Raw genomic sequence first — 19,316 nt, forward strand, 5'->3', positions numbered from 1 at the left:
TTCCCCAGGTTGAATCATATAAGATTAGACCTTATTTTTTGTTGACTTGGCTCATTACTTCATCAGCAAAGTTATCTTCGCGTTTTTCGATGCCTTCTCCAACTTCGTAACGGATGAATTCTTTTACAGTTCCACCAGTTGAAGCTGCGAAGTCACGTACTTTTTGGTCAGAGTTCTTAACGAATGCCTGGTCAAGCAAGCAAACGTCTTCGAAGTATTTGCCAAGGCGGCCTTCAACCATTTTAGCAACGATTTTTTCAGGTTTTCCTTCGTTAAGAGCTTGTTCAGTCAATACTTTGCGCTCGTGTTCTACTTCTTCAGCAGAAACTTCGTCGCGTGAAACGTATTTAGGGTTCAATGCAGCGATGTGCATTGCGATGTCGCGCGCTGCAGTTTCGTCTGTAGAGTTTTCAAGAACCACTAGTACGGAGATGCGTCCGCCCATGTGAAGGTATGGTCCGAAAGCGTCAGCGTCCGTTTTTGTGCGGACTTCAAAGCGGCGCAAAGTGATTTTTTCACCGATTTTAGCGATTGCGTTTGAGATGTGGTCTGCAACTGTAACACCGTTAGACATTGTTGAAGCAGTAGCTTCTTCAATCGTAGCCGGTTTTGTTTCGATCAAGTGCTCGCCCAATTCTTTAACCAAAGTTTGGAAGCCTTCGTTTTTCGCTACGAAGTCCGTTTCAGCGTTTACTTCGAAAATAACTGCGTCATTGTCTTTTACAAGGATTGAAGTAATCCCTTCAGCTGCAATGCGGTCAGCTTTTTTAGAAGCGCTTGAAAGGCCTTTTTCACGCAAGAAATCGATTGCTGCATCGATGTCGCCGTCTGTCTGAACTAGTGCTTTTTTGCAATCCATCATACCTGCGCCTGTTTTTTCGCGCAATTCTTTTACCATTTGAGCTGTAACTGCCATGATTAATTTCCTCCTTAGAATATCTGCGTTTTCTCAAAAAAAGGTGATAAGTGGGGTTGGCCGCTTATCACCTGTACTACTTGTGAATTACTCAGCAGCAACAGCTGGAGTTTCTTCGTCTTCTTCCGGTTTAGACTCAAGCAAAGCGTCTGCCATTTTACCAGTTAATAGTTTAACAGCACGGATTGCATCATCGTTTGCAGGAATTACATAATCGATTTCATCCGGATCACAGTTAGTATCAACGATACCTACGATTGGGATGTTCAATTTCATTGCTTCTGCTACAGCAATGCGTTCTTTGCGTGGGTCAACTACGAACATTACGTCCGGAAGTGAACTCATATCACGGATACCGCCAAGGAATTTAACAAGACGTTCGTGTTGTTTCTTCAATTGAACAACTTCTTTTTTCGGTAGAACTTCGAAAGTTCCATCTTCTTCCATGCGCTCGATTTGTTTCAAACGGTTCACACGTTTTTGGATTGTACCGAAGTTAGTAAGTGTTCCACCCAACCAACGTTGGTTGATGTAGTAGTTGCCAGAGCGTTCTGCTTCTTCTTTGATCGCGTCCTGAGCTTGTTTTTTCGTTCCAACGAATAGTACTTTACCGCCTTCTTCGCCCACTTGTTTCATGAAGCTGTAAGCTTCCTCCAATTTGCGAACTGTTTTTTGAAGATCGATAATGTAGATACCGTTACGCTCAACGAAAATATATTTTTTCATTTTCGGGTTCCAACGGCGAGTCTGGTGGCCAAAGTGTACCCCAGCTTCAAGCAATTGTTTCATAGAAATTACTGACATGTGTGTTTCCTCCTGATAGGTTATTTTTTCCCTCCGCATTCTTCTTCTCTGAACCGTTACTTTTAAAAAGCACCTGCGGAACAAATCGGAATGCGTGTGTATTTAACACCATTTGAAATTATACCACGGCTGTTCTCTGTTCTGCAACAAGTTTCTCTTAAAAGTTGCAAGCAAATGCCGACGCTTGTTCAAGTCTCGAATTCTGCACGCCAATATCGATAGATTAATACGGGTTTACTAGGGGCGCCTGAAAGTCTCAACCTGGATTTCGGCAGGTTAACGCTCACCAAGTGCAGGTGCAAGTTCAACTCTATGCTCAAATCTCTTGAACCGATCTTCCCGTTGCTTTTATCGAACGCAAACTAAAAAAAGGCGCCGGAATGGACCGGCGCCTTTTGGTTTTGATTAGTTCATTTTCAATTGTTCTAGTTCAGCTAGGAATTTTGTGTTCAATACTTTAATGTATGTCCCTTTCATTCCTAGAGAACGGGATTCGATAACGCCGGCACTTTCAAGTTTGCGCAATGCGTTAACGATAACTGAACGAGTGATGCCCACACGGTCAGCGATTTTTGAAGCGACCAGCAAACCTTCGTTGCCGTCCAATTCTTCAAAAATGTGTTCAATTGCTTCAAGTTCACTGTATGAAAGTGAAGAAATCGCCATTTGAACAACTGCTTTGCTGCGTGCTTCTTCTTCGATGCGGTCGCCTTTTTCGCGAAGGATTTCCATCCCTACTACTGTCGCGCCGTATTCACCCAAGATCAAATCGTCGTCTTCAAACGGCTCGTTTACACGGCCAAGAAGAAGTGTGCCTAGACGCTCTCCTCCACCAATGATCGGAACGATTGTTGTCAAACCGCCTTTGAACAAGTCACGTTCTTCCACAGGGAAGATTGTGTGTTCGCTGTTAACATCCAAGTTAGCAGATGTTTCGTGGATGTTTGAAAGGTTTTGCGTGTACTCAAGCGGGAATTGACGCTCTTCAAGCATTTTTTTCATGCGTTCGTTTTCGATTTGCTGGTTAATTGCAAATCCAAGCAATTTACCTTTGCGGCTAACTACAAAAGCGTTGCACTCGATAACTTCGCTTAATGTTTCAGCCATGTCTTTAAAGTTTACAGGTTTTCCTGCTGCTGCTTGCAGCATTGAGTTAATGCGTCTTGTTTTTTCCAATAAATTCATTTAAATGAACCTCCTACAGTTTTCAAGCACTATTTATTAAATATTCTAAAGGTTTTTACTCTTTAATGAAACTCTTTTGCCTCGAATTACAGGATAAATTGTGACAAATCTTTATTTTTCGCCACATTTTCGAGTTTTTCGTTCACATATTGGGAAGTAATGTCAATTTGTGCCGGCGAAATCTCAGATGCTTCAAAAGATAAATCCTCAAGTAAGCGTTCCAATATCGTATGGAGCCGGCGTGCTCCAATATTATCGGTATCCTGATTCACTTCATACGCAATTTCCGCGAGTCTGACAATAGACGCATCATTGAAGTGTACCACAACTCCCTCTGTTTCGAGAAGGGCTTTATACTGATTTATCAAAGAATGTTTTGGTTCTGTTAAAATTTTGACAAAATCATCGACTTCCAACTTCTGCAGTTCCACCCGGATCGGGAAACGCCCCTGCAATTCAGGAATCAAGTCTGACGGTTTTGTCATATGGAAGGCACCTGCTGCTACAAACAGCACGTAATCGGTTTTGACTGCACCGTATTTCGTAGAGACTGTTGATCCTTCGACAATCGGCAAAATATCACGCTGCACTCCTTCCCTCGAAACATCCGCTGACGAAGAACTGTTTTTGCTCGCAATCTTGTCCATTTCATCGATGAAGATAATTCCCTGCTGTTCAGAGCGCTGGATGGCTTCCATTGCAACTTCTTCATCGTCCACCATTTTTGCTGCTTCTTCAGCCGCCAAAATCCGGCGTGCTTCTTTTACTTGCAAGCGGCGCTTTTTCTTTTTCTTCGGCATCAGCGAAGACAAAGCATCCTGCATGTTTGCGCCCATTTGTTCCATTCCCGAACCTTGCAGGGCATCAAACATGGAAGGGATATTCTCGTCAACTTCCACTACGACCCATTCATCTTCCAGCTTGCCGGCTTTTAAATCTGCCGCAAGCTCTCTTCTCTTCACGCGGACTTCCACTTCAGCGGTTGTGTCCTCTTCTTCCGCTTCCATTTTTTGCCCGAAAAGAACTTCCAGCGGATTTTGGCTGTTTTGCTTTTTGCGGCGCGACGGCGCCAGCAATTTGACGATTCGTTCGTTCGCTGCAGCTTCGGCCTGTACCTTCACAGCTTCAAATTTTTCTTCTTTTACAATGCGGACAGCCGCTTCCACCAAGTCGCGCACCATAGATTCCACATCACGCCCGACATAGCCGACTTCCGTAAATTTCGTAGCTTCTACTTTTACAAAAGGTGCACCGGTCAGTTTTGCAATGCGGCGGGCAATTTCGGTTTTCCCGACGCCTGTCGGCCCGATCATCAAAATGTTTTTCGGAATTACTTCTTCGCGCAACTCCTCATCAAGCCGGCTGCGGCGGTAGCGGTTGCGCAATGCAATGGCAATGGAACGTTTCGCATCTTTTTGACCGACGATGTAGCGGTCAAGATGATCGGTAATTTGCCTTGGAGTTAAATCCTGCTGCTTATTCATTTGTCCAGCTCCTCCACAATGATTTGATGGTTGGTGTAAACACATATATCAGCAGCTGTTTCCAACGCCGCTTTCGCGATTTCTTTGGCTGTTAACTGGTCGCCCGAATACTTCTTCAACGCTCTTCCAGCAGCAAGGGCAAAATTGCCGCCGGAACCGATTGCCAAAATGCCGTCATCCGGTTCGATGACTTCCCCGGTTCCTGCCACCAGCAAAAGTTCGTCTTTGTTCATGACAATCAGCATCGCTTCCAATTGGCGCAAAATCTTATCTCCGCGCCATTGCTTGGCCAGTTCAACTGCTGCACGCTGCAAATTGCCGTTGTATTCCGTCAGTTTGCCTTCAAACATCTCGAAAAGAGTGAAAGCATCCGCAACGGATCCTGCAAATCCGGTCAGCACTTGGCCATTGTATAATTTTCGGACTTTTCGCGCGGTGTGTTTCATGACCACTGCATTGCCGAAAGTGACTTGGCCGTCCCCGGCCATGGCACATTCGCCGTTATGCTTTACTGCAAATATCGTTGTTGCATGAAATTCCTGCATATACATGTCCTCCCTAGGCTCTTGGATGTGAATTTAAATAGGTTTTTCTCAAATGCTCTTTCGTTACATGCGTATATACTTGAGTCGAGCTCAAGTGCGAATGCCCAAGCAATTCCTGTACAGTCCGCATGTCAGCTCCATTATTCAATAAATGAGTCGCAAATGTATGGCGGATCATATGGGGATAGATAGATGAGTTGACGGAAGCTTTTTTCATGCATTCGCTTAAAATATGGCGAACCCCTCTGTCTGTCAGCTGTTCGCCTCGGTTATTAACGAATAAGCCTTGATGGTCCTGCTTCTTCATCAATTTAGGACGAACTTCCTCGATATAATGTTCCAACGCATCGTGGGCAAACTGGCCATACGGGATGTACCGTTCTTTCCGCCCTTTCCCCATCACTTTCACGATCTGCATTTGCCGGTCCAGATCCTGCATGCGGATGGAGACACATTCGCTGACCCGCATGCCCGTGGCATACAGCAATTCCAGCAGTGCGGTGTTGCGGATCGACAATTTATCTTCGCCTTGCACGGACGCAAACAAAGCTTTCATTTCTTCTTCATAGAAAAATTGAGGAAGCCTTTCTTCTTTTTTCGGATGGTACAACGAACGGAACGCCGCTTCATTTAGAGCAAATTCCCGGTTGCCGTATTTGAAAAATGAACGAATTGATGAGATTTTCCGGGAAATTGTCGTGCGCGACAATTTGGCTTCATAAAGTTGAGTCACGTAATTCCGGGCATGCAAATATTCCACTTCTCGGATATCCTGCACATTTTCTTGATTCAGAAAAAGAAAAAAATCCTCCAAATCTTTCTCGTAATGGTGGACGGTGTGTTTAGAATAATTTTTTTCAAGTTGAATGTAAGCCATAAAAGATTTGAGCATTTCTTCTTTCTGCATCCAATGCACCCACCTTTTTTTGCAAATACAAAAGCCTCTAAATTATACCAACATTTAGAGGCTTTTTTCAAATTAAACAGTCACTGTATTCATATAATTGTGAATGGCAGCAAGCGCACGTTCAGCATGCTTTTCTGCACGCTCCTGCTTTGAACGGATGCGTTCGCCAAGATCTGGGAACAAACCGAAGTTCACATTCATCGGCTGGAAGTTCTTGCTGTCCGCTTCGGTAATATAGCGGGCCATGCTGCCAAGAGCCGTTTCCGCCGGAAGCACAACCTGTTCTTCGCCCAATGCCAATTTCGCTGCATTGATGCCGGCAAGCAAGCCGCTTCCTGCTGATTCCACGTATCCTTCGACGCCCGTCATTTGGCCGGCAAAGAAAATATTCGGATTTGCTTTCAGCTGGTACGTCGGCTGTAAAACGCGCGGCGAGTTGATGAACGTATTGCGGTGCATCACTCCGTAACGCACGATTTCCACGTTTTCAAGGCCCGGAATCATCCGCAGCACTTCTTTTTGCGGCCCCCATTTCAAATGCGTCTGGAAGCCGACGATGTTGTAAAGCGTACCTGCAGCGTCGTCCTGGCGCAATTGCACGACTGCATAAGGGCGTTTGCCGGTCTTCGGATCTTCAAGGCCAACCGGTTTCATTGGACCGAACGTCAAGGTCTTTTCGCCGCGCGCTGCCATGACTTCAATCGGCATACAGCCTTCAAAGTAAATTTCTTTCTCAAATTCTTTCAACGGCACCACTTCCGCTTCTACTAAAGCGGTACGGAAACGGTTGAATTCCTCTTCCGTCATCGGACAGTTCAAGTAAGCCGCTTCCCCTTTGTCGTAACGGGATTTCAAGTAAACTTTGTCCATATCAATGCTGTCTTTTTCCACAATCGGAGCCGCTGCATCGTAGAAGTACAGGTATTCTTCCCCAGTCAGTTCACGGATTTTTTCAGCCAGCGCCGGAGATGTCAGCGGACCTGTTGCAATAATGGTGATGCCTTCCGAAATTTCCGTTACTTCTTCGTTGATGACTTCAACAAGCGGATGGTTGCGGACTTTGTCGGTTACCATACCGGCAAATTCGTGGCGGTCTACTGCAAGCGCTCCTCCAGCCGGAACAGAAGCACGATCCGCAGATTCAATAATGACCGAATCCAAATGGCGCATTTCTTCTTTGATGACACCGACTGCATTGGTTAAGGAATTGGCACGCAGCGAGTTGGAGCAAACCAGTTCGGCGAATTTGTCTGTATGGTGGGCTGGCGTCTGTTTGACCGGGCGCATTTCATAAAGGCGCACGTTGATGCCCCGTTTTGCCACTTGCCAAGCTGCTTCGCTTCCTGCAAGTCCAGCTCCGATAATGTTTACGTATTTTGTCATGTTAAAACACCTCTATCAATTATTGAACTTCTTCTTTGTAATCACAGTTTGTACAGTTGATCTGCACGCCTTTTTTCACTTTCTTTTCTACAAGCAGCTGCGCACATTTCGGACATGGCCGCTCAATCGGTTTGTCCCATGACACAAAGTCACATTCCGGATAGCGTTCGCAGCCGTAGAAAATCCGGCGTTTCTTGCTTTTCCGTTCGACAATCTCGCCTTCTTTACACGTCGGGCATGTCACGCCGATGTGTTTGACGATTGCTTTTGTATTGCGGCAGTCCGGGAAATTGCTGCACGCCATGAATTTGCCATAGCGCCCTAGTTTAAAGACCATCGGTGAACCACATTGTTCACAATCTTCTCCGGCAGGCTCATCTTTGATCTGCACTTTTTCCATTTCTTCTTCTGCGACTCGGAGATCTTTTTCGAAATCCAGATAGAACAAGTCGATAATGGCACGCCAGTCAATTTCCCCATCTTCTACGCTATCGAGGTCATTTTCCATTTTCGCGGTAAACTCGATATTCAAGATATCCGGGAAAAACTCACTGACCAGACTGTGGACGATTTCTCCCAGTTCGGTCGGAATAAAGCGCTTAGCATCCAACGCCACATAGCCGCGCTTCTGGATGGTATCCAGTGTTGGCGCATACGTTGACGGACGGCCTATGCCCAGTTCTTCAAGCGTACGGACCAAACGGGCTTCTGTAAAGCGCGGAGGCGGCTGTGTGAAATGCTGCTTCGGTTCAATGGCCACCGCTCTAACCGTATCACCTTCGGCCATTTCCGGCAAAATATTGTCTTTGTCTTCCGTTTGGTCGTCAGTTCCTTCAATATAAAGCTTCATAAAGCCGGGAAACTTCACTTGTGAACCGTTGGCACGGAAAACAGCATCTCCGTTTTGGAGTTCCGCCATCACGGTGTCAAGCACAGCCGGCGACATCTGGCTGGCGACAAAGCGGTCCCAAATCAGCTTATACAATCGGTACAGGTCACGGGACAAGATGCTTTTCACCGATTCCGGCGTCCGCAGCACGCTTGTGGGGCGCACGGCTTCGTGGGCATCCTGCGACTTGGCGGACTGCTTGGCAGCGGCTGCTTTTGTGACATAATCTTCGCCGTAATTATCGACGATAAAATCAAGTGCATCTTTTTTCGCGGTATCGGAGATGCGGGTCGAATCGGTACGCATGTACGTAATCAATCCCGTTATGCCTTCTTTGCCGATTTGAATGCCTTCATACAATTGCTGAGCAAGCATCATTGTCTTTTTCGCACGGAAATTTAATTTGCGGGCTGCCTCCTGCTGGAGGGAAGAAGTTGTAAAAGAAGGGGAAGGATTTCTCTTTCTTTCTTTTTTCACAACACGGTTTACCGAAAAGTCTTTGCCTTTCATCGATGCCATTACTGCTTTTACATCGCTTTCATTTTGCAATTTGACCTTTTCGTCTGCAGTTCCATAAAATTGTGCTTCAAATTTCTTTTTCGCTTTTTCAAATTCGCCTGTAATGGACCAGTATTCTTCCGGTTCGAAGTTTTTAATCTCATTTTCCCGGTCGATGATCAAGCCGAGAGCGACCGATTGGACGCGTCCAGCCGACAGTCCTTTTTTCACTTTTTTCCAAAGCAGCGGACTGATGCTGTATCCGACCAGACGATCGAGTATCCGCCGGGCTTGCTGGGCATCAACTAAATCCATGTCAATTTTCCGCGGGTGTTTAAATGATTCTTTAATGGCGTCTTTTGTAATCTCGTTGAACACGACTCGGCATTCAGTGCTTTGGTCAACGCCGAGGGCATTGGCCAAATGCCAAGCAATTGCTTCCCCTTCGCGATCCGGGTCAGCTGCGAGAAAGACTTTCTTCGCTTTTTTCGCTTCTTTTTTTAAGTCTTGTAAAATTGGGCCTTTGCCTCTGATGGTGATATAACGGGGTTCGTAGTTATTTTCAACATCCACACCCATTTGGCTGCGGGGCAAATCCCGCAAATGCCCAAGAGATGCACGGACTTTGTACTTTTTCCCTAAATATCGTTCAATTGTTTTCGCCTTGGCAGGCGATTCAACAATTACCAAATAATCCGACATGAATATTCCTCCTCGTAGAGGTTTCTTAAAATATATAAAAGAATTACCTGTTGCAAAATGTATAACAGTTTTTAGCGGAATGCAAGGCTTTTCATTTAATGCTGCTCATTTTTTCCAATTAATTGCCTGTATTCCTCAAGAATATGGCTGCCTTTCCAGACCGGTTTTGCACCTTCAGCGATCAATTTATGCGGCCCGGCAGACAAGTCCGAAAATATATTTCCCGGTACAGCAAAAATATCTTTTCCGTGGTCCAAAGCGTGCTCCACCGTGCTCAAGGTACCGCTTTTCACTTTTGCTTCCGTCACGAGAACGCCTTGCGACAACCCGCTGATAATGCGGTTTCGCATGGGGAAATTCCAGCGCTTCGGCTGCATATAAGGCGGATATTCGGTCATGGATAAATATTTTTCTTCTATTATATTATGCAAGCCGGCATTTTCTTTCGGATACGGATGCAAAAAGCCGCTGCCTGTTACAGCGATGGTCTGACCGCCGAGCTCAATTGCCGCTGCGTGGGCCATGGCATCCGCCCCTTTAGCCAGACCGCTGATAATGACCATATTTTGTTCGATCAAAGAAGGCAGCAACGCATGGATGGCTTGCCGGGAATAGGAAGAAGCGTTCCGGGAGCCGATGACCGCTATTTTTTCGGGGGCCAGCAGCAATTCGGTCCGGCCCTTTGCATACAGGACGGCCGGCGGATCGATCAGCTCCAACAGGGATTCGGGGTAGTGTTGGTGGCGATAAGATATGGGGGTTATCTTATGTTTTGCGTAAACTTCGCAAAATGGAGTCTTTAAGGCTTTTAGGTAGGCGTTCTTCAACTGGTTTGCCTGGGCAAACTGCATTTCCAGACGGCTGGCGAGTTCAGACGGCTTTTGAGCTGCCAGCTTCTCCAGTTCCGGGTCATCGGACAGCAATCGCTGCAGCCGGTTCAGCGGTTTTGGGTAAACGTAATGCAACGCCAGCAGCCGCTGCAAGAAATCATCTTTCATCATATTCCTCCTTTTTTTAAACAAAAATAAGGCGCATCAGCAAGATGCGCCTTATCTTTTATATTAATGCGTTTTGCACTTGTCGTACAAGCCTTTTTCTCTGATTACTCGGATTAAAGTCTCGCCGATAACGGAAGGAGTTTCTGCAACTTCGATTCCAGCAGCGTTCATTGCTTTGATCTTGTCTGCAGCTGTCCCTTTACCGCCAGAAATGATCGCACCGGCATGGCCCATACGTTTTCCTTCTGGGGCAGTTTGTCCGCCGATAAAGCCGACAACCGGTTTTGTCATGTTTTCTTGGATCCATGCAGCAGCTTCTTCTTCAGCTGTTCCGCCGATTTCACCAATCATAACGACCGCATAAGTATCTTCGTCTTCGTTGAAAGCTTTCAGTACATCGATGAAGTTTGTTCCGTTAACCGGGTCTCCACCAATACCAACAGCTGTAGACTGGCCAATGCCTTCTTCAGACAATTGGTGAGTCGCTTCATACGTCAACGTACCAGAGCGGGAAACTACGCCGACATGGCCTTTTTTATGGATGTAGCCAGGCATGATGCCAATTTTACATTCGTCAGGCGTGATAACTCCTGGGCAGTTTGGTCCGACCAGGCGGGTTTTCTTGCCTTCCATGTAGCGCTTCACTTTTACCATATCCAATACCGGAATATGTTCAGTGATGCAAATTGCCATATCAAGATCAGCGTCAACCGCTTCAAGAATTGCATCTGCAGCGAAAGGAGCTGGTACATAAATTACCGATACGTTTGCTCCTGTAGCTTTCACAGCGTCTTCAACTGTATTGAATACAGGTACGCCTTCAACTTCAGTGCCGCCCTTGCCAGGTGTTACCCCAGCAACGATTTTAGTTCCGTATTCGAGCATTTGCTTTGTATGGAAAAGGGCAGTTGACCCTGTAATCCCTTGTACAAGCACTTTTGTGTCTTTGTTAATATATACACTCATTTTTGTCCCTGCCCTTCTTTAGCCTACAAGTTCTACAATCTTTTTAGCGCCATCAGCCATTGTGCCGGCTGCGACAATATCAAGACCTGATTCGTTAAGCAGTTTTTTGCCCAGTTCTACGTTTGTTCCTTCAAGGCGCACAACTAGAGGCACATTCAAGCTAACTTCTTTAGCAGCTTGGATAACGCCTTCTGCGATGATATCGCACTTCATGATACCGCCGAAAATGTTAACGAAAATTCCTTTTACATTCTTGTCAGAAAGAATGATTTTGAAAGCTTCCGTTACTTTCTCAGCAGTGGCACCGCCCCCAACGTCAAGGAAGTTAGCGGGTGTTCCGCCGTAGTAGTTGATGGTATCCATCGTTGCCATAGCAAGTCCGGCACCGTTAACCATACAGCCGATATTTCCGTCAAGGGAAATATAGCTCAAGTCATATTTTGAAGCTTCGATTTCTTTTGCATCTTCTTCGTCGTAATCGCGCATTTCCATAATGTTCTGGTGGCGGTATAAAGCGTTTGCATCGAAATTGAATTTCGCATCCAATGCTACGACTTGTCCGTCTCCAGTCACTACTAGCGGGTTGATCTCAACGATGGCAGCATCTGTATCAACGTAAGCCTGGTAAAGGCCCAGCATCAATTTAGCTGCTTTGTTGACAAGTTTCGCCGGGATGTTCATGTTGAATGCCATACGGCGGGCCTGGAAGCCAGTCAAGCCGACAACCGGGTCGATTTCTTCATAGAAAAGGCGCTCCGGATTGTTTGCGGCCACTTCCTCGATGTCCATTCCGCCTTCTTCTGAACCCATAAGAGTTACACGAGAAGTTTCGCGGTCAAGCACCAAACCTAAGTAGTATTCCTTCTGGATGTCGCTTCCCGCTTCTACGTACAAGCGTTTCACTTCTTTTCCTTCCGGACCTGTTTGATGAGTCACAAGCACTTTGCCAAGCAATTCTTTCGCAATTGTGCGCACTTCATCCAAGTTTTTCGCAAGTTTGACTCCGCCTGCTTTGCCGCGGCCACCTGCGTGGATTTGGGCTTTTACCACAACAACATCAGTACCTAGTTCTTTAGCCGCTTTCACTGCTTCTTCTGGAGAAAAAGCTACATGGCCTTCAGGAACTGCTACTCCATATTGTTTAAGGATTTGTTTTCCCTGATATTCATGGATATTCATCTGTCATCCTCCAATCAAACATCTTGTTCTTTATGTAGTGCCTTTATCATTGTATTAAAGTTGTTCCAAAATGTCCACAGTTGACGGCTATCCTGAAAAAAACTTCAGTTTATCGCACGGCTTAAGAATTTAAGTCCAGTGAAAGCGGCGGTTCGACCATTGATTTTACAGGTTCGAACGTCTTCCGGTGAATCGGGCACGGACCATTTTTCTCCAACGCACTCAAATGCTCTTTGGTTCCGTATCCGGCATGCTTGTCGAAACCGTATGCCGGATATTCCAAAGCATATGCCGCCATAATGGCGTCCCGGCCGGTTTTTGCTAAAATCGACGCGGCCGCGATGCACAGGCTTTTGGCATCCCCTTTGATAATCGATTCACATCGGATTCCCGCCTCAAGCTGCATGGCATCTGCCAGAATAATATCAGGTCTTGGGTTTAGCTGCAAAGCCGCTTGGGTCATTGAGCTTCTGGTGGCCTGATAAATGTTTTGGGCATCAATTTCTTCCGGCGGCTGGATGTGCACGGCGTAGCTGACGGCGATATCTTTGATGAGCGCCGCATACTGGTCGCGCTTGGCTTTTGACAGTTTTTTGGAATCATCCAGCCCAAGCAAAGCGGAACAATCTTCAGGCAATATTACAGCGGCCGTTACAACCGGACCTGCCAGCGGACCCCTCCCTGCTTCGTCAATGCCGCAGACAAGATCTTCCCTGTTCTCCTTAAAAGAAGCGTCGAACTCGATTTTTTGATCATGGGCGTGCTGCTGCTTGTCGCGCAGATTTTTTTTGCGCTGCCAGGCCGCCAGCGCCGCTTGGACATTTTTCCGTGGATCTTGGCGGATATCGTCCATCCACGCTTCCCAGTCAGCGGTTTCTGCCAGGCGTTCTTTGATTTCTCCAATTTTGATCATGCTTCCATCCCTTTTCTTCTGTAAAATAAAAAGGCTGGACTCAATCGCTTGAGCCAGCCTTTTCCCTCATTCTTCCTCAACAATCATTTCATCATAATAGTCAAAAGTGACACGGCCAAGGTATTGATTCCGGATATCGCGGACAATCGCTTCAGCCGTCATATCGTAATCAATTTCTCCGCCCGGCAATACAAAACTCCGTCTCTTGGCTATGATTTCAAATGCAACAGCGACATTTTCATCTACTTGTTCAATGCCGTAGCGTTCTTTCAAACGTTCCGGATAGCGTTCTTCAAGAAACTTCAAAGCGTAAATCGCCAGTTCCTGCATCTGGATGACCGAGTCTTTGATCGCTCCGGTAACAGCCAGTTTAAAGCCGGTTTCCGGATCTTCAAATTTCGGCCACAGAATGCCCGGTGTATCCAGCAGTTCGATTTCTTTGCCTACTTTGATCCATTGCTGCGCTTTTGTTACACCGGGCATATTGCCGGTTTTCGCGAGGCTTTTCTTGGAGAGGCGATTGATGAGCGTCGATTTGCCGACGTTCGGTATCCCAACGATCATGGCACGGATTGCCCGTGGTTTGATCCCTTTGGCAATCATCCGGTCCCATTTTTCCGCCAATATTTCTTTCGATGTTCTAGTTACTAATTGCAGCCCTCTTCCATCCAGGGAATTAATCGCGACTGCGCGGGTTCCTTGCTCTTCAAAATAACGAATCCACTTTTTCGTTTCAACTTCATCGGCCATATCCATCTTGTTTAAAATGATTAAACGCGGTTTTTGCTGAATCACTTGATCAATCATTGGATTTCGTGAAGATAAAGGTAACCGGGCATCCACAAGTTCGAAAATGATATCCACCAATTTCAGTTTTTCGGTAACTTCTCTTCTTGCTTTTGCCATATGCCCTGGAAACCATTGTATCGTCATAAAAACACTCCTTAGTTAACGACTCCCGCTTCCGGCATCGGCCAGAATACAAAATTGGTGCTGCCGATGACTTCATCCATCGGCACTAAGCCAATATGGCGGCTGTCTTTGCTGGCTCTGCGGTTATCGCCCATTACAAATACATAGCCTTCCGGGATCGTACTTTCATTGGTTCTTTCTTCTAATGTAAAATCTTCTGTCAACGTTCCGGTAATGCCTTGTTTATAGGCATCCAAATAAGGTTCTTCCACCGCTTCGCCGTTTATATAGAGCTGATCATTTTCGTAGGCCACGTGGTCCCCTGGCAAACCGATGATCCGCTTAATATAGTCTTTTTCTTCAGGTGCATGAAAAACGATAATATCAAACCGGTCAGGATCCCCGACGGTATAGCCGATTTTGTTAACGATCATGCGATCGCCGTGCTCAAGAGTCGGCATCATCGATTCACCGTCAACGACAATTGGCGTGAAAAAGAAAAATCGTATAATTGCAGCAAGCCCAAATGCAATCAGTAGAGCCTTAGACCATTCCCATACTTCATTTTTTTTCTTCACTTCAGGTTCCATACCGTGTTCCTCCCTAAACTTTCTCATCTAATTGTACAAGGATTCCCTCTTTTTAGCAAAGAAAAGCGGAAGCGGCCGTCTATACTTGCCCCTTCAAATCGAAGAGGCTGCAGCGTTCTCCAGGCGAGCAGCTGTGCAGCTTCCCGAAACCTTGTATACCCACCTGAAAGACTTCAATAGCGGAAATTTTAAAATGCTTGCAAGTGCCGGGAAAACAAAAAGAAAGAGGGCGCTTCCGCCCTCTTTCATTAGTGCAATCTTATCGAATTTCTTTGATGCGCGCTGCTTTACCGCGTAGGTTACGCAAGTAGTACAATTTCGCACGACGTACTTTACCACGACGAACAACATCAAGTTGTGCAATTTTTGGCGTGTGTACAGGGAATGTACGTTCAACACCAACACCATAAGAGATTTTGCGGACTGTGAATGATTCACTGATTCCGCCTCCACGGCGACCGATTACAACTCCTTCGTACATTTGAATACGTTCGCGAGTTCCCTCGACAACTTTCACGTGTACACGAACAGTGTCTCCCGGACGGAAATCTGGAAGATCCGTGCGAAGTTGTTCTTTAGTAATGTCTGCAATAATGTTTTGCATGTTTTTTCTCTCCTTCTACAGATGCTCTTGCACACATTGGCTGTTGCAGCGGAACACCGTGATCCTGTACTTCACATAAAAGTACAGACTCCATAGTATCACCAAACACTCGCTTATGCAAGAGACATTCCAATTAATTTTCTTGTTTTTTTAGTTCATTCAACAGCTTTTGCTGGCTCGCCGACAACTCGATATATTCCAACAAATCGGGACGCCGTTCGAGTGTCCGTTTCAAGGCCTGCTGTTCTCTCCACTGGTCCACTTTTGCATGGTTTCCGGATGTCAGCACAGCCGGAACCTTCCAACCTCTGAAATCGGCTGGACGGGTGTACTGAGGATGTTCAAGCAGCCCGGTCGAGAATGAGTCACGCACAGGAGAGTCCGCATTGCCAAGGACGCCTGGAAGCAGTCTGACGACGCTGTCGATGACAGTCATTGCCGCCAGTTCACCGCCGGTCAATACAAAATCGCCGATGGATATTTCATCGGTTACCAAGTGTTCCCGGATGCGTTCATCATAGCCTTCGTAATGGCCGCAGATAAACACCAGCTCTTCTTCCTGAGCAAGCTCTTCCGCTTTTTGCTGCGTGAAGCGCTCTCCCTGCGGACACATCAGGATCACGCGGGCTTTTTCGCTTTTGGCAAGGGATTCCACTGCATTGAAAATCGGTTCCGCCTTCAGCACCATGCCGGCGCCGCCGCCGAACGGATAATCGTCCACTTGGCGTTTGTTGTCAGCAAACTCACGGATGTCCGTGACATTGAGCGAGACCGCATTTTTTTCTTGCGCTTTTTTTAAAATTGACTGGTTGAAGACCCCTTCGAACATGGGTGGAAACAAAGACAAGACGTTTATCTTCATTCGTTCAACAAACCTTCCAATACTTCAATGACCACTTTCTTTTCATCCACATCGATTTCTTTCACGACGTCTTCGATATACGGAATGTAATGCTTCTTGCCGGCTTGCGGCGTAACTTCCCATACATCATTCGCGCCTGTTTCAAGAATTTCAGTGATTGTGCCAATTTCCCGGCCTTCTTCTGAAAAGACGATGCAGCCTAAAATTTCATGGTGGTAATATGCATGATCTTCCAATTCCGTCAAATCATGCTCCGCAATACGCAAATAGGAATCTTTGAATTCCACTACGTCATTGATGTTCGGATACCCTTCAAACGTCAGCAATTCGAAATTTTTATGCTGGCGGTGGCTGGCAACCGTTACCATGATCGGTTTTTTGGCATCGGGTTTAAAGAGGCCGAGTTTCATCCCGATTGCAAAGCGTTCTTCCGGGAAATCCGTACGCGATAAAACCCGAACTTCTCCTCGGATTCCGTGGGTATTAACGATTTTCCCTACATTAAACCATTCCACTCAAAAACACCCTTTCACTTTCTTTTGCAACTGGATTGCGCATTGAAACATCACTTTCACTTGTTGCATTTCCTTTTAATCTGACAAAAAAGGAAGGAACCAGGGCTCCTTCCTTTTTTGCTTAATCCACAATATCGACGTAAGTCTTTTTCTTATGATAGTTGCTTGCTGCTGAATACACGATGGAGCGGATGGCTTTCGCCACACGTCCTTGTTTCCCGATCACTTTCCCTGTATCTTCTGAATGCACGGAAAGCTTGTAGACAATACGGCTTGCATTTTCGTCAGTTTCGACTCGAACTTCATCCGGATGATCAACCAGCGGTTTCACAATGGTTTCAATCAGCTGCTTCATAAGAAAAACTCCCTTACTTGCTTAATTTTTCGTTATGGTATTTCTCCATAATGCCATTTTGAGAAAACAAGTTGCGAACAGTGTCAGATGGTTTTGCACCATCGTGAAGCCATTTCAACGCTAATTCTTCGTCGATTTTAACTTCAGCTGGAACTGTTAGCGGGTTGTAAGTACCTACTGTCTGGATTTGACGGCCGTCACGTGGTGAACGTGAATCAGCAACTACGATACGGTAAAAAGGAGATTTTTTAGCTCCCATACGTTTTAAGCGAATTTTTACTGCCATTTCTTAAAGCACCTCCGAATAGTTTCACACAAGATATTATATTAGCAAGCTTTAAATAGTTTGTAAAGTATTTTTTCTTAACACCTTAAAAATTATTTAAAAAGCGAGTCCAATCCGGGCATAGACATTTTCTTTTTGCCCTTTTGGTTCATGCCGGACATTTGTTTCATCATTTTTTTCATGTCTTCAAATTGCTTTAACAGGCGGTTAACGTCCTGAATGGATGTGCCTGATCCTTTGGCAATCCGCTTGCGGCGGTTAGAGTTGATGATTTCAGGAGTGATTTTCTCCTGTTTGGTCATCGACCGGATAATCGCTTCGACGCGGCCCATCTGGCTTTCGTCCACTTTCGCATTTTCAAGGCCTTTGATTTTATTGGCGCCCGGGAGCATTTTCAAGATTTCATCGAGCGGCCCCATTTGCTTCACTTGGGTCATTTGGTCAAGGAAATCATCAAATGTAAACGAAGAAGTCCTGAATTTCTCTTCCAGTTCCCGTGCTTTTTCTTCATCGACATTGGACTGCGCTTTTTCGATCAGCGACAGCATATCGCCCATGCCAAGAATCCGCGATGCCATGCGTTCTGGATAGAAAGCTTCCAGCGCATCCATTTTTTCGCCCATCCCGACAAATTTAATCGGTTTCTCGGTTACGGAACGGATGGAAAGCGCCGCACCGCCGCGGGTATCCCCGTCAAGCTTCGTCAAGACGACGCCCGTAATGCCCAGCGCTTCGTTAAAGCTTTGTGCAACATTGACTGCATCCTGCCCGGTCATGGCATCGACAACAAGGAAAATTTCATCCGGTTCTTTTAACGCGCGAATGTCTTTCAGTTCCTGCATCAGATTTTCATCCACATGCAAACGTCCGGCGGTATCAATTAAGACCGTATCCATATGTTCCTGTTTTGCGTATTCAATGGCTTGGCGCGCAATTTCCACCGGGGAAATATCTGTACCCTTCGAGAAAACCGGAAGAGACAATTGCTTGCCGATGGTTTCCAGCTGCTGGATCGCTGCCGGACGGTAGACATCCGCTGCCACCATTAACGGTTTGCGGTTATGTTTTTTGCGGAGCAAACTTGCGAGTTTCCCCGTAGTGGTCGTTTTCCCGGCCCCTTGCAGTCCGACCATCATGATGACAGTCGGCTGTTTAGCCGAGAATTCGATTTTGCTTTGTTCGCCGCCCATTAACGTCGTCAATTCGTCTTTAACGATCTTTACGACTTGCTGGCCAGGCGTCAAACTTTGCATGACGTCTACCCCAACTGCGCGTTCACTGACTTTTTTAACAAACTCTTTGACGACTTTTAAGTTAACATCCGCTTCGATTAATGCGAAACGGACTTCACGCATCATCTCTTTCACATCTGCTTCAGATACTTTCCCTTTGCCTTTGATGCGCTGGATCGTGCCTTGCAGGCGTTCGGATAATCCTTCAAATGCCATTGTTTCCGCCTCCTAATCCCATTCTTTCAGCTGGTCCAGCAATTCCCGGACCCGTTCTTCTGAGAATGGCTGTTTTTCAAATGACGAAACCAATTGCTGCCGTTTCTGGAATTTCTCGAAAAGCTGCAATTTCGCTTCGTATTCTTCAAGCATCGCTTCTGTCCGGCGGATATTGTCGTAAACCGCCTGGCGCGTAATGTTATAAGTTTCAGCAATTTCACCTAAGGAATGATCATCTAAATAATACAGCATCATGTAACTGCGCTGTTTTGGCGTCAGCAATTCTTGATAGAAATCAAACAAATAATTCATGCGTGTTGTCTTTTCTAACCCCATCATCGCTGTTCACCCCCACTGACTCTACTGTTTAGAATA

General features: G+C 46.1%; 21 protein-coding genes. All 21 read right to left on the minus strand.

Annotated elements, in window-relative coordinates; genetic code table 11:
* Nucleotides 1-31: 31 nt before the first annotated feature.
* The 21 genes from tsf to BLQ32_RS06470 all read right to left on the minus strand — a co-directional run bounded on the left by tsf (nucleotide 32) and on the right by BLQ32_RS06470 (nucleotide 19,277).
* Nucleotides 32-916, minus strand: coding sequence for a translation elongation factor Ts (tsf, locus tag BLQ32_RS06370; protein WP_036806677.1), 885 nt, complete (start codon nucleotides 914-916; stop codon nucleotides 32-34).
* Nucleotides 917-1,003: 87 nt separating this feature from the next.
* Nucleotides 1,004-1,720: a 30S ribosomal protein S2 gene (gene rpsB / locus BLQ32_RS06375; protein WP_036806680.1), complete on the minus strand. Its 717-nt coding sequence runs from the start codon at nucleotides 1,718-1,720 to the stop codon at nucleotides 1,004-1,006.
* A 405-nt stretch (nucleotides 1,721-2,125) separates the two neighbouring features.
* Complete coding sequence (gene codY / locus BLQ32_RS06380) at nucleotides 2,126-2,905, minus strand: GTP-sensing pleiotropic transcriptional regulator CodY (RefSeq protein ID WP_036806682.1); 780 nt, start codon at nucleotides 2,903-2,905, stop codon at nucleotides 2,126-2,128.
* An 86-nt stretch (nucleotides 2,906-2,991) separates the two neighbouring features.
* On the minus strand, nucleotides 2,992-4,389 hold the full coding sequence (gene hslU / locus BLQ32_RS06385; protein ID WP_074509525.1) for an ATP-dependent protease ATPase subunit HslU: 1,398 nt from the start codon (nucleotides 4,387-4,389) through the stop codon (nucleotides 2,992-2,994).
* Entirely contained in the window at nucleotides 4,386-4,934 is a 549-nt protein-coding gene (gene hslV / locus BLQ32_RS06390; protein ID WP_036806686.1) for an ATP-dependent protease subunit HslV, read from the minus strand. The genes hslU and hslV overlap by 4 nt, the downstream gene beginning before the upstream one ends.
* Before the next feature lie 13 nt (nucleotides 4,935-4,947).
* Nucleotides 4,948-5,841, minus strand: a complete 894-nt coding sequence (gene xerC / locus BLQ32_RS06395; RefSeq protein ID WP_074509527.1) for a tyrosine recombinase XerC — start codon at nucleotides 5,839-5,841, stop codon at nucleotides 4,948-4,950.
* A gap of 72 nt (nucleotides 5,842-5,913) precedes the next feature.
* A complete protein-coding gene (gene trmFO / locus BLQ32_RS06400; protein WP_074509529.1) occupies nucleotides 5,914-7,224 on the minus strand; it encodes an FADH(2)-oxidizing methylenetetrahydrofolate--tRNA-(uracil(54)-C(5))-methyltransferase TrmFO in 1,311 nt (436 codons plus the stop codon).
* Nucleotides 7,225-7,243: 19 nt separating this feature from the next.
* Complete coding sequence (gene topA / locus BLQ32_RS06405) at nucleotides 7,244-9,313, minus strand: type I DNA topoisomerase (protein WP_074509531.1); 2,070 nt, start codon at nucleotides 9,311-9,313, stop codon at nucleotides 7,244-7,246.
* A 95-nt stretch (nucleotides 9,314-9,408) separates the two neighbouring features.
* Nucleotides 9,409-10,311 (minus strand): DNA-processing protein DprA, encoded by a 903-nt coding sequence (gene dprA, locus BLQ32_RS06410; RefSeq protein WP_074509533.1) that lies wholly within the window; start codon nucleotides 10,309-10,311, stop codon nucleotides 9,409-9,411.
* Nucleotides 10,312-10,374: 63 nt separating this feature from the next.
* On the minus strand, nucleotides 10,375-11,277 hold the full coding sequence (gene sucD / locus BLQ32_RS06415; RefSeq protein WP_036806696.1) for a succinate--CoA ligase subunit alpha: 903 nt from the start codon (nucleotides 11,275-11,277) through the stop codon (nucleotides 10,375-10,377).
* An 18-nt stretch (nucleotides 11,278-11,295) separates the two neighbouring features.
* Entirely contained in the window at nucleotides 11,296-12,456 is a 1,161-nt protein-coding gene (gene sucC, locus BLQ32_RS06420) for an ADP-forming succinate--CoA ligase subunit beta (protein WP_053166442.1), read from the minus strand.
* 121 nt (nucleotides 12,457-12,577) lie between these two features.
* Nucleotides 12,578-13,369, minus strand: coding sequence for a ribonuclease HII (locus BLQ32_RS19680; protein WP_074509535.1), 792 nt, complete (start codon nucleotides 13,367-13,369; stop codon nucleotides 12,578-12,580).
* Between the two features lie 66 nt (nucleotides 13,370-13,435).
* The gene (gene ylqF, locus BLQ32_RS19685; RefSeq protein WP_036806702.1) at nucleotides 13,436-14,302 is read right to left on the minus strand and encodes a ribosome biogenesis GTPase YlqF; all 867 of its coding nucleotides are present in this window, start codon (nucleotides 14,300-14,302) and stop codon (nucleotides 13,436-13,438) included.
* Nucleotides 14,303-14,313: 11 nt separating this feature from the next.
* Nucleotides 14,314-14,871: a signal peptidase I gene (lepB, locus tag BLQ32_RS06435; RefSeq protein ID WP_036806704.1), complete on the minus strand. Its 558-nt coding sequence runs from the start codon at nucleotides 14,869-14,871 to the stop codon at nucleotides 14,314-14,316.
* A gap of 259 nt (nucleotides 14,872-15,130) precedes the next feature.
* On the minus strand, nucleotides 15,131-15,475 hold the full coding sequence (gene rplS / locus BLQ32_RS06440; protein WP_036806705.1) for a 50S ribosomal protein L19: 345 nt from the start codon (nucleotides 15,473-15,475) through the stop codon (nucleotides 15,131-15,133).
* A gap of 133 nt (nucleotides 15,476-15,608) precedes the next feature.
* On the minus strand, nucleotides 15,609-16,337 hold the full coding sequence (gene trmD, locus BLQ32_RS06445; RefSeq protein WP_074509537.1) for a tRNA (guanosine(37)-N1)-methyltransferase TrmD: 729 nt from the start codon (nucleotides 16,335-16,337) through the stop codon (nucleotides 15,609-15,611).
* Complete coding sequence (gene rimM, locus BLQ32_RS06450; RefSeq protein WP_053166440.1) at nucleotides 16,334-16,852, minus strand: ribosome maturation factor RimM; 519 nt, start codon at nucleotides 16,850-16,852, stop codon at nucleotides 16,334-16,336. Before rimM ends, trmD begins: the two co-directional genes overlap by 4 nt.
* 121 nt (nucleotides 16,853-16,973) lie before the next feature.
* A complete protein-coding gene (locus BLQ32_RS06455) occupies nucleotides 16,974-17,207 on the minus strand; it encodes a KH domain-containing protein (protein WP_036806711.1) in 234 nt (77 codons plus the stop codon).
* 13 nt (nucleotides 17,208-17,220) lie between these two features.
* Complete coding sequence (gene rpsP / locus BLQ32_RS06460; protein ID WP_036806713.1) at nucleotides 17,221-17,493, minus strand: 30S ribosomal protein S16; 273 nt, start codon at nucleotides 17,491-17,493, stop codon at nucleotides 17,221-17,223.
* Between the two features lie 92 nt (nucleotides 17,494-17,585).
* Nucleotides 17,586-18,941 carry a signal recognition particle protein gene (gene ffh / locus BLQ32_RS06465; protein ID WP_036806715.1) on the minus strand — a complete coding sequence of 452 codons (1,356 nt, stop codon included), beginning with the start codon at nucleotides 18,939-18,941 and terminating at the stop codon, nucleotides 17,586-17,588.
* A 12-nt stretch (nucleotides 18,942-18,953) separates the two neighbouring features.
* On the minus strand, nucleotides 18,954-19,277 hold the full coding sequence (locus tag BLQ32_RS06470; RefSeq protein ID WP_036806727.1) for a putative DNA-binding protein: 324 nt from the start codon (nucleotides 19,275-19,277) through the stop codon (nucleotides 18,954-18,956).
* Between the last annotated feature and the right edge of the window lie 39 nt (nucleotides 19,278-19,316).

The organism is Planococcus glaciei, from assembly GCF_900099655.1.
GTDB classification, from domain to species: Bacteria; Bacillota; Bacilli; order Bacillales_A; family Planococcaceae; genus Planococcus; species Planococcus glaciei.

Excerpts from the sequence above, each read along its gene's own strand:
- trmD (WP_074509537.1), bottom strand. The coding sequence starts at position 16,337 with ATGAAGATAAACGTCTTGTCTTTGTTTCCACCCATGTTCGAAGGGGTC.
- hslU (WP_074509525.1), bottom strand. The coding sequence starts at position 4,389 with ATGAATAAGCAGCAGGATTTAACTCCAAGGCAAATTACCGATCATCTT.
- topA (WP_074509531.1), bottom strand. The coding sequence starts at position 9,313 with ATGTCGGATTATTTGGTAATTGTTGAATCGCCTGCCAAGGCGAAAACA.
- BLQ32_RS06470 (WP_036806727.1), bottom strand. The coding sequence starts at position 19,277 with ATGGGGTTAGAAAAGACAACACGCATGAATTATTTGTTTGATTTCTAT.
- codY (WP_036806682.1), bottom strand. The coding sequence starts at position 2,905 with ATGAATTTATTGGAAAAAACAAGACGCATTAACTCAATGCTGCAAGCA.
- ylqF (WP_036806702.1), bottom strand. The coding sequence starts at position 14,302 with ATGACGATACAATGGTTTCCAGGGCATATGGCAAAAGCAAGAAGAGAA.
- xerC (WP_074509527.1), bottom strand. The coding sequence starts at position 5,841 with ATGCAGAAAGAAGAAATGCTCAAATCTTTTATGGCTTACATTCAACTT.
- lepB (WP_036806704.1), bottom strand. The coding sequence starts at position 14,871 with ATGGAACCTGAAGTGAAGAAAAAAAATGAAGTATGGGAATGGTCTAAG.
- sucD (WP_036806696.1), bottom strand. The coding sequence starts at position 11,277 with ATGAGTGTATATATTAACAAAGACACAAAAGTGCTTGTACAAGGGATT.
- sucC (WP_053166442.1), bottom strand. The coding sequence starts at position 12,456 with ATGAATATCCATGAATATCAGGGAAAACAAATCCTTAAACAATATGGA.
- ffh (WP_036806715.1), bottom strand. The coding sequence starts at position 18,941 with ATGGCATTTGAAGGATTATCCGAACGCCTGCAAGGCACGATCCAGCGC.
- rpsP (WP_036806713.1), bottom strand. The coding sequence starts at position 17,493 with ATGGCAGTAAAAATTCGCTTAAAACGTATGGGAGCTAAAAAATCTCCT.
- rpsB (WP_036806680.1), bottom strand. The coding sequence starts at position 1,720 with ATGTCAGTAATTTCTATGAAACAATTGCTTGAAGCTGGGGTACACTTT.
- tsf (WP_036806677.1), bottom strand. The coding sequence starts at position 916 with ATGGCAGTTACAGCTCAAATGGTAAAAGAATTGCGCGAAAAAACAGGC.
- hslV (WP_036806686.1), bottom strand. The coding sequence starts at position 4,934 with ATGCAGGAATTTCATGCAACAACGATATTTGCAGTAAAGCATAACGGC.
- BLQ32_RS06455 (WP_036806711.1), bottom strand. The coding sequence starts at position 17,207 with ATGAAGCAGCTGATTGAAACCATTGTGAAACCGCTGGTTGATCATCCG.
- BLQ32_RS19680 (WP_074509535.1), bottom strand. The coding sequence starts at position 13,369 with ATGATCAAAATTGGAGAAATCAAAGAACGCCTGGCAGAAACCGCTGAC.
- dprA (WP_074509533.1), bottom strand. The coding sequence starts at position 10,311 with ATGAAAGATGATTTCTTGCAGCGGCTGCTGGCGTTGCATTACGTTTAC.
- trmFO (WP_074509529.1), bottom strand. The coding sequence starts at position 7,224 with ATGACAAAATACGTAAACATTATCGGAGCTGGACTTGCAGGAAGCGAA.
- rplS (WP_036806705.1), bottom strand. The coding sequence starts at position 15,475 with ATGCAAAACATTATTGCAGACATTACTAAAGAACAACTTCGCACGGAT.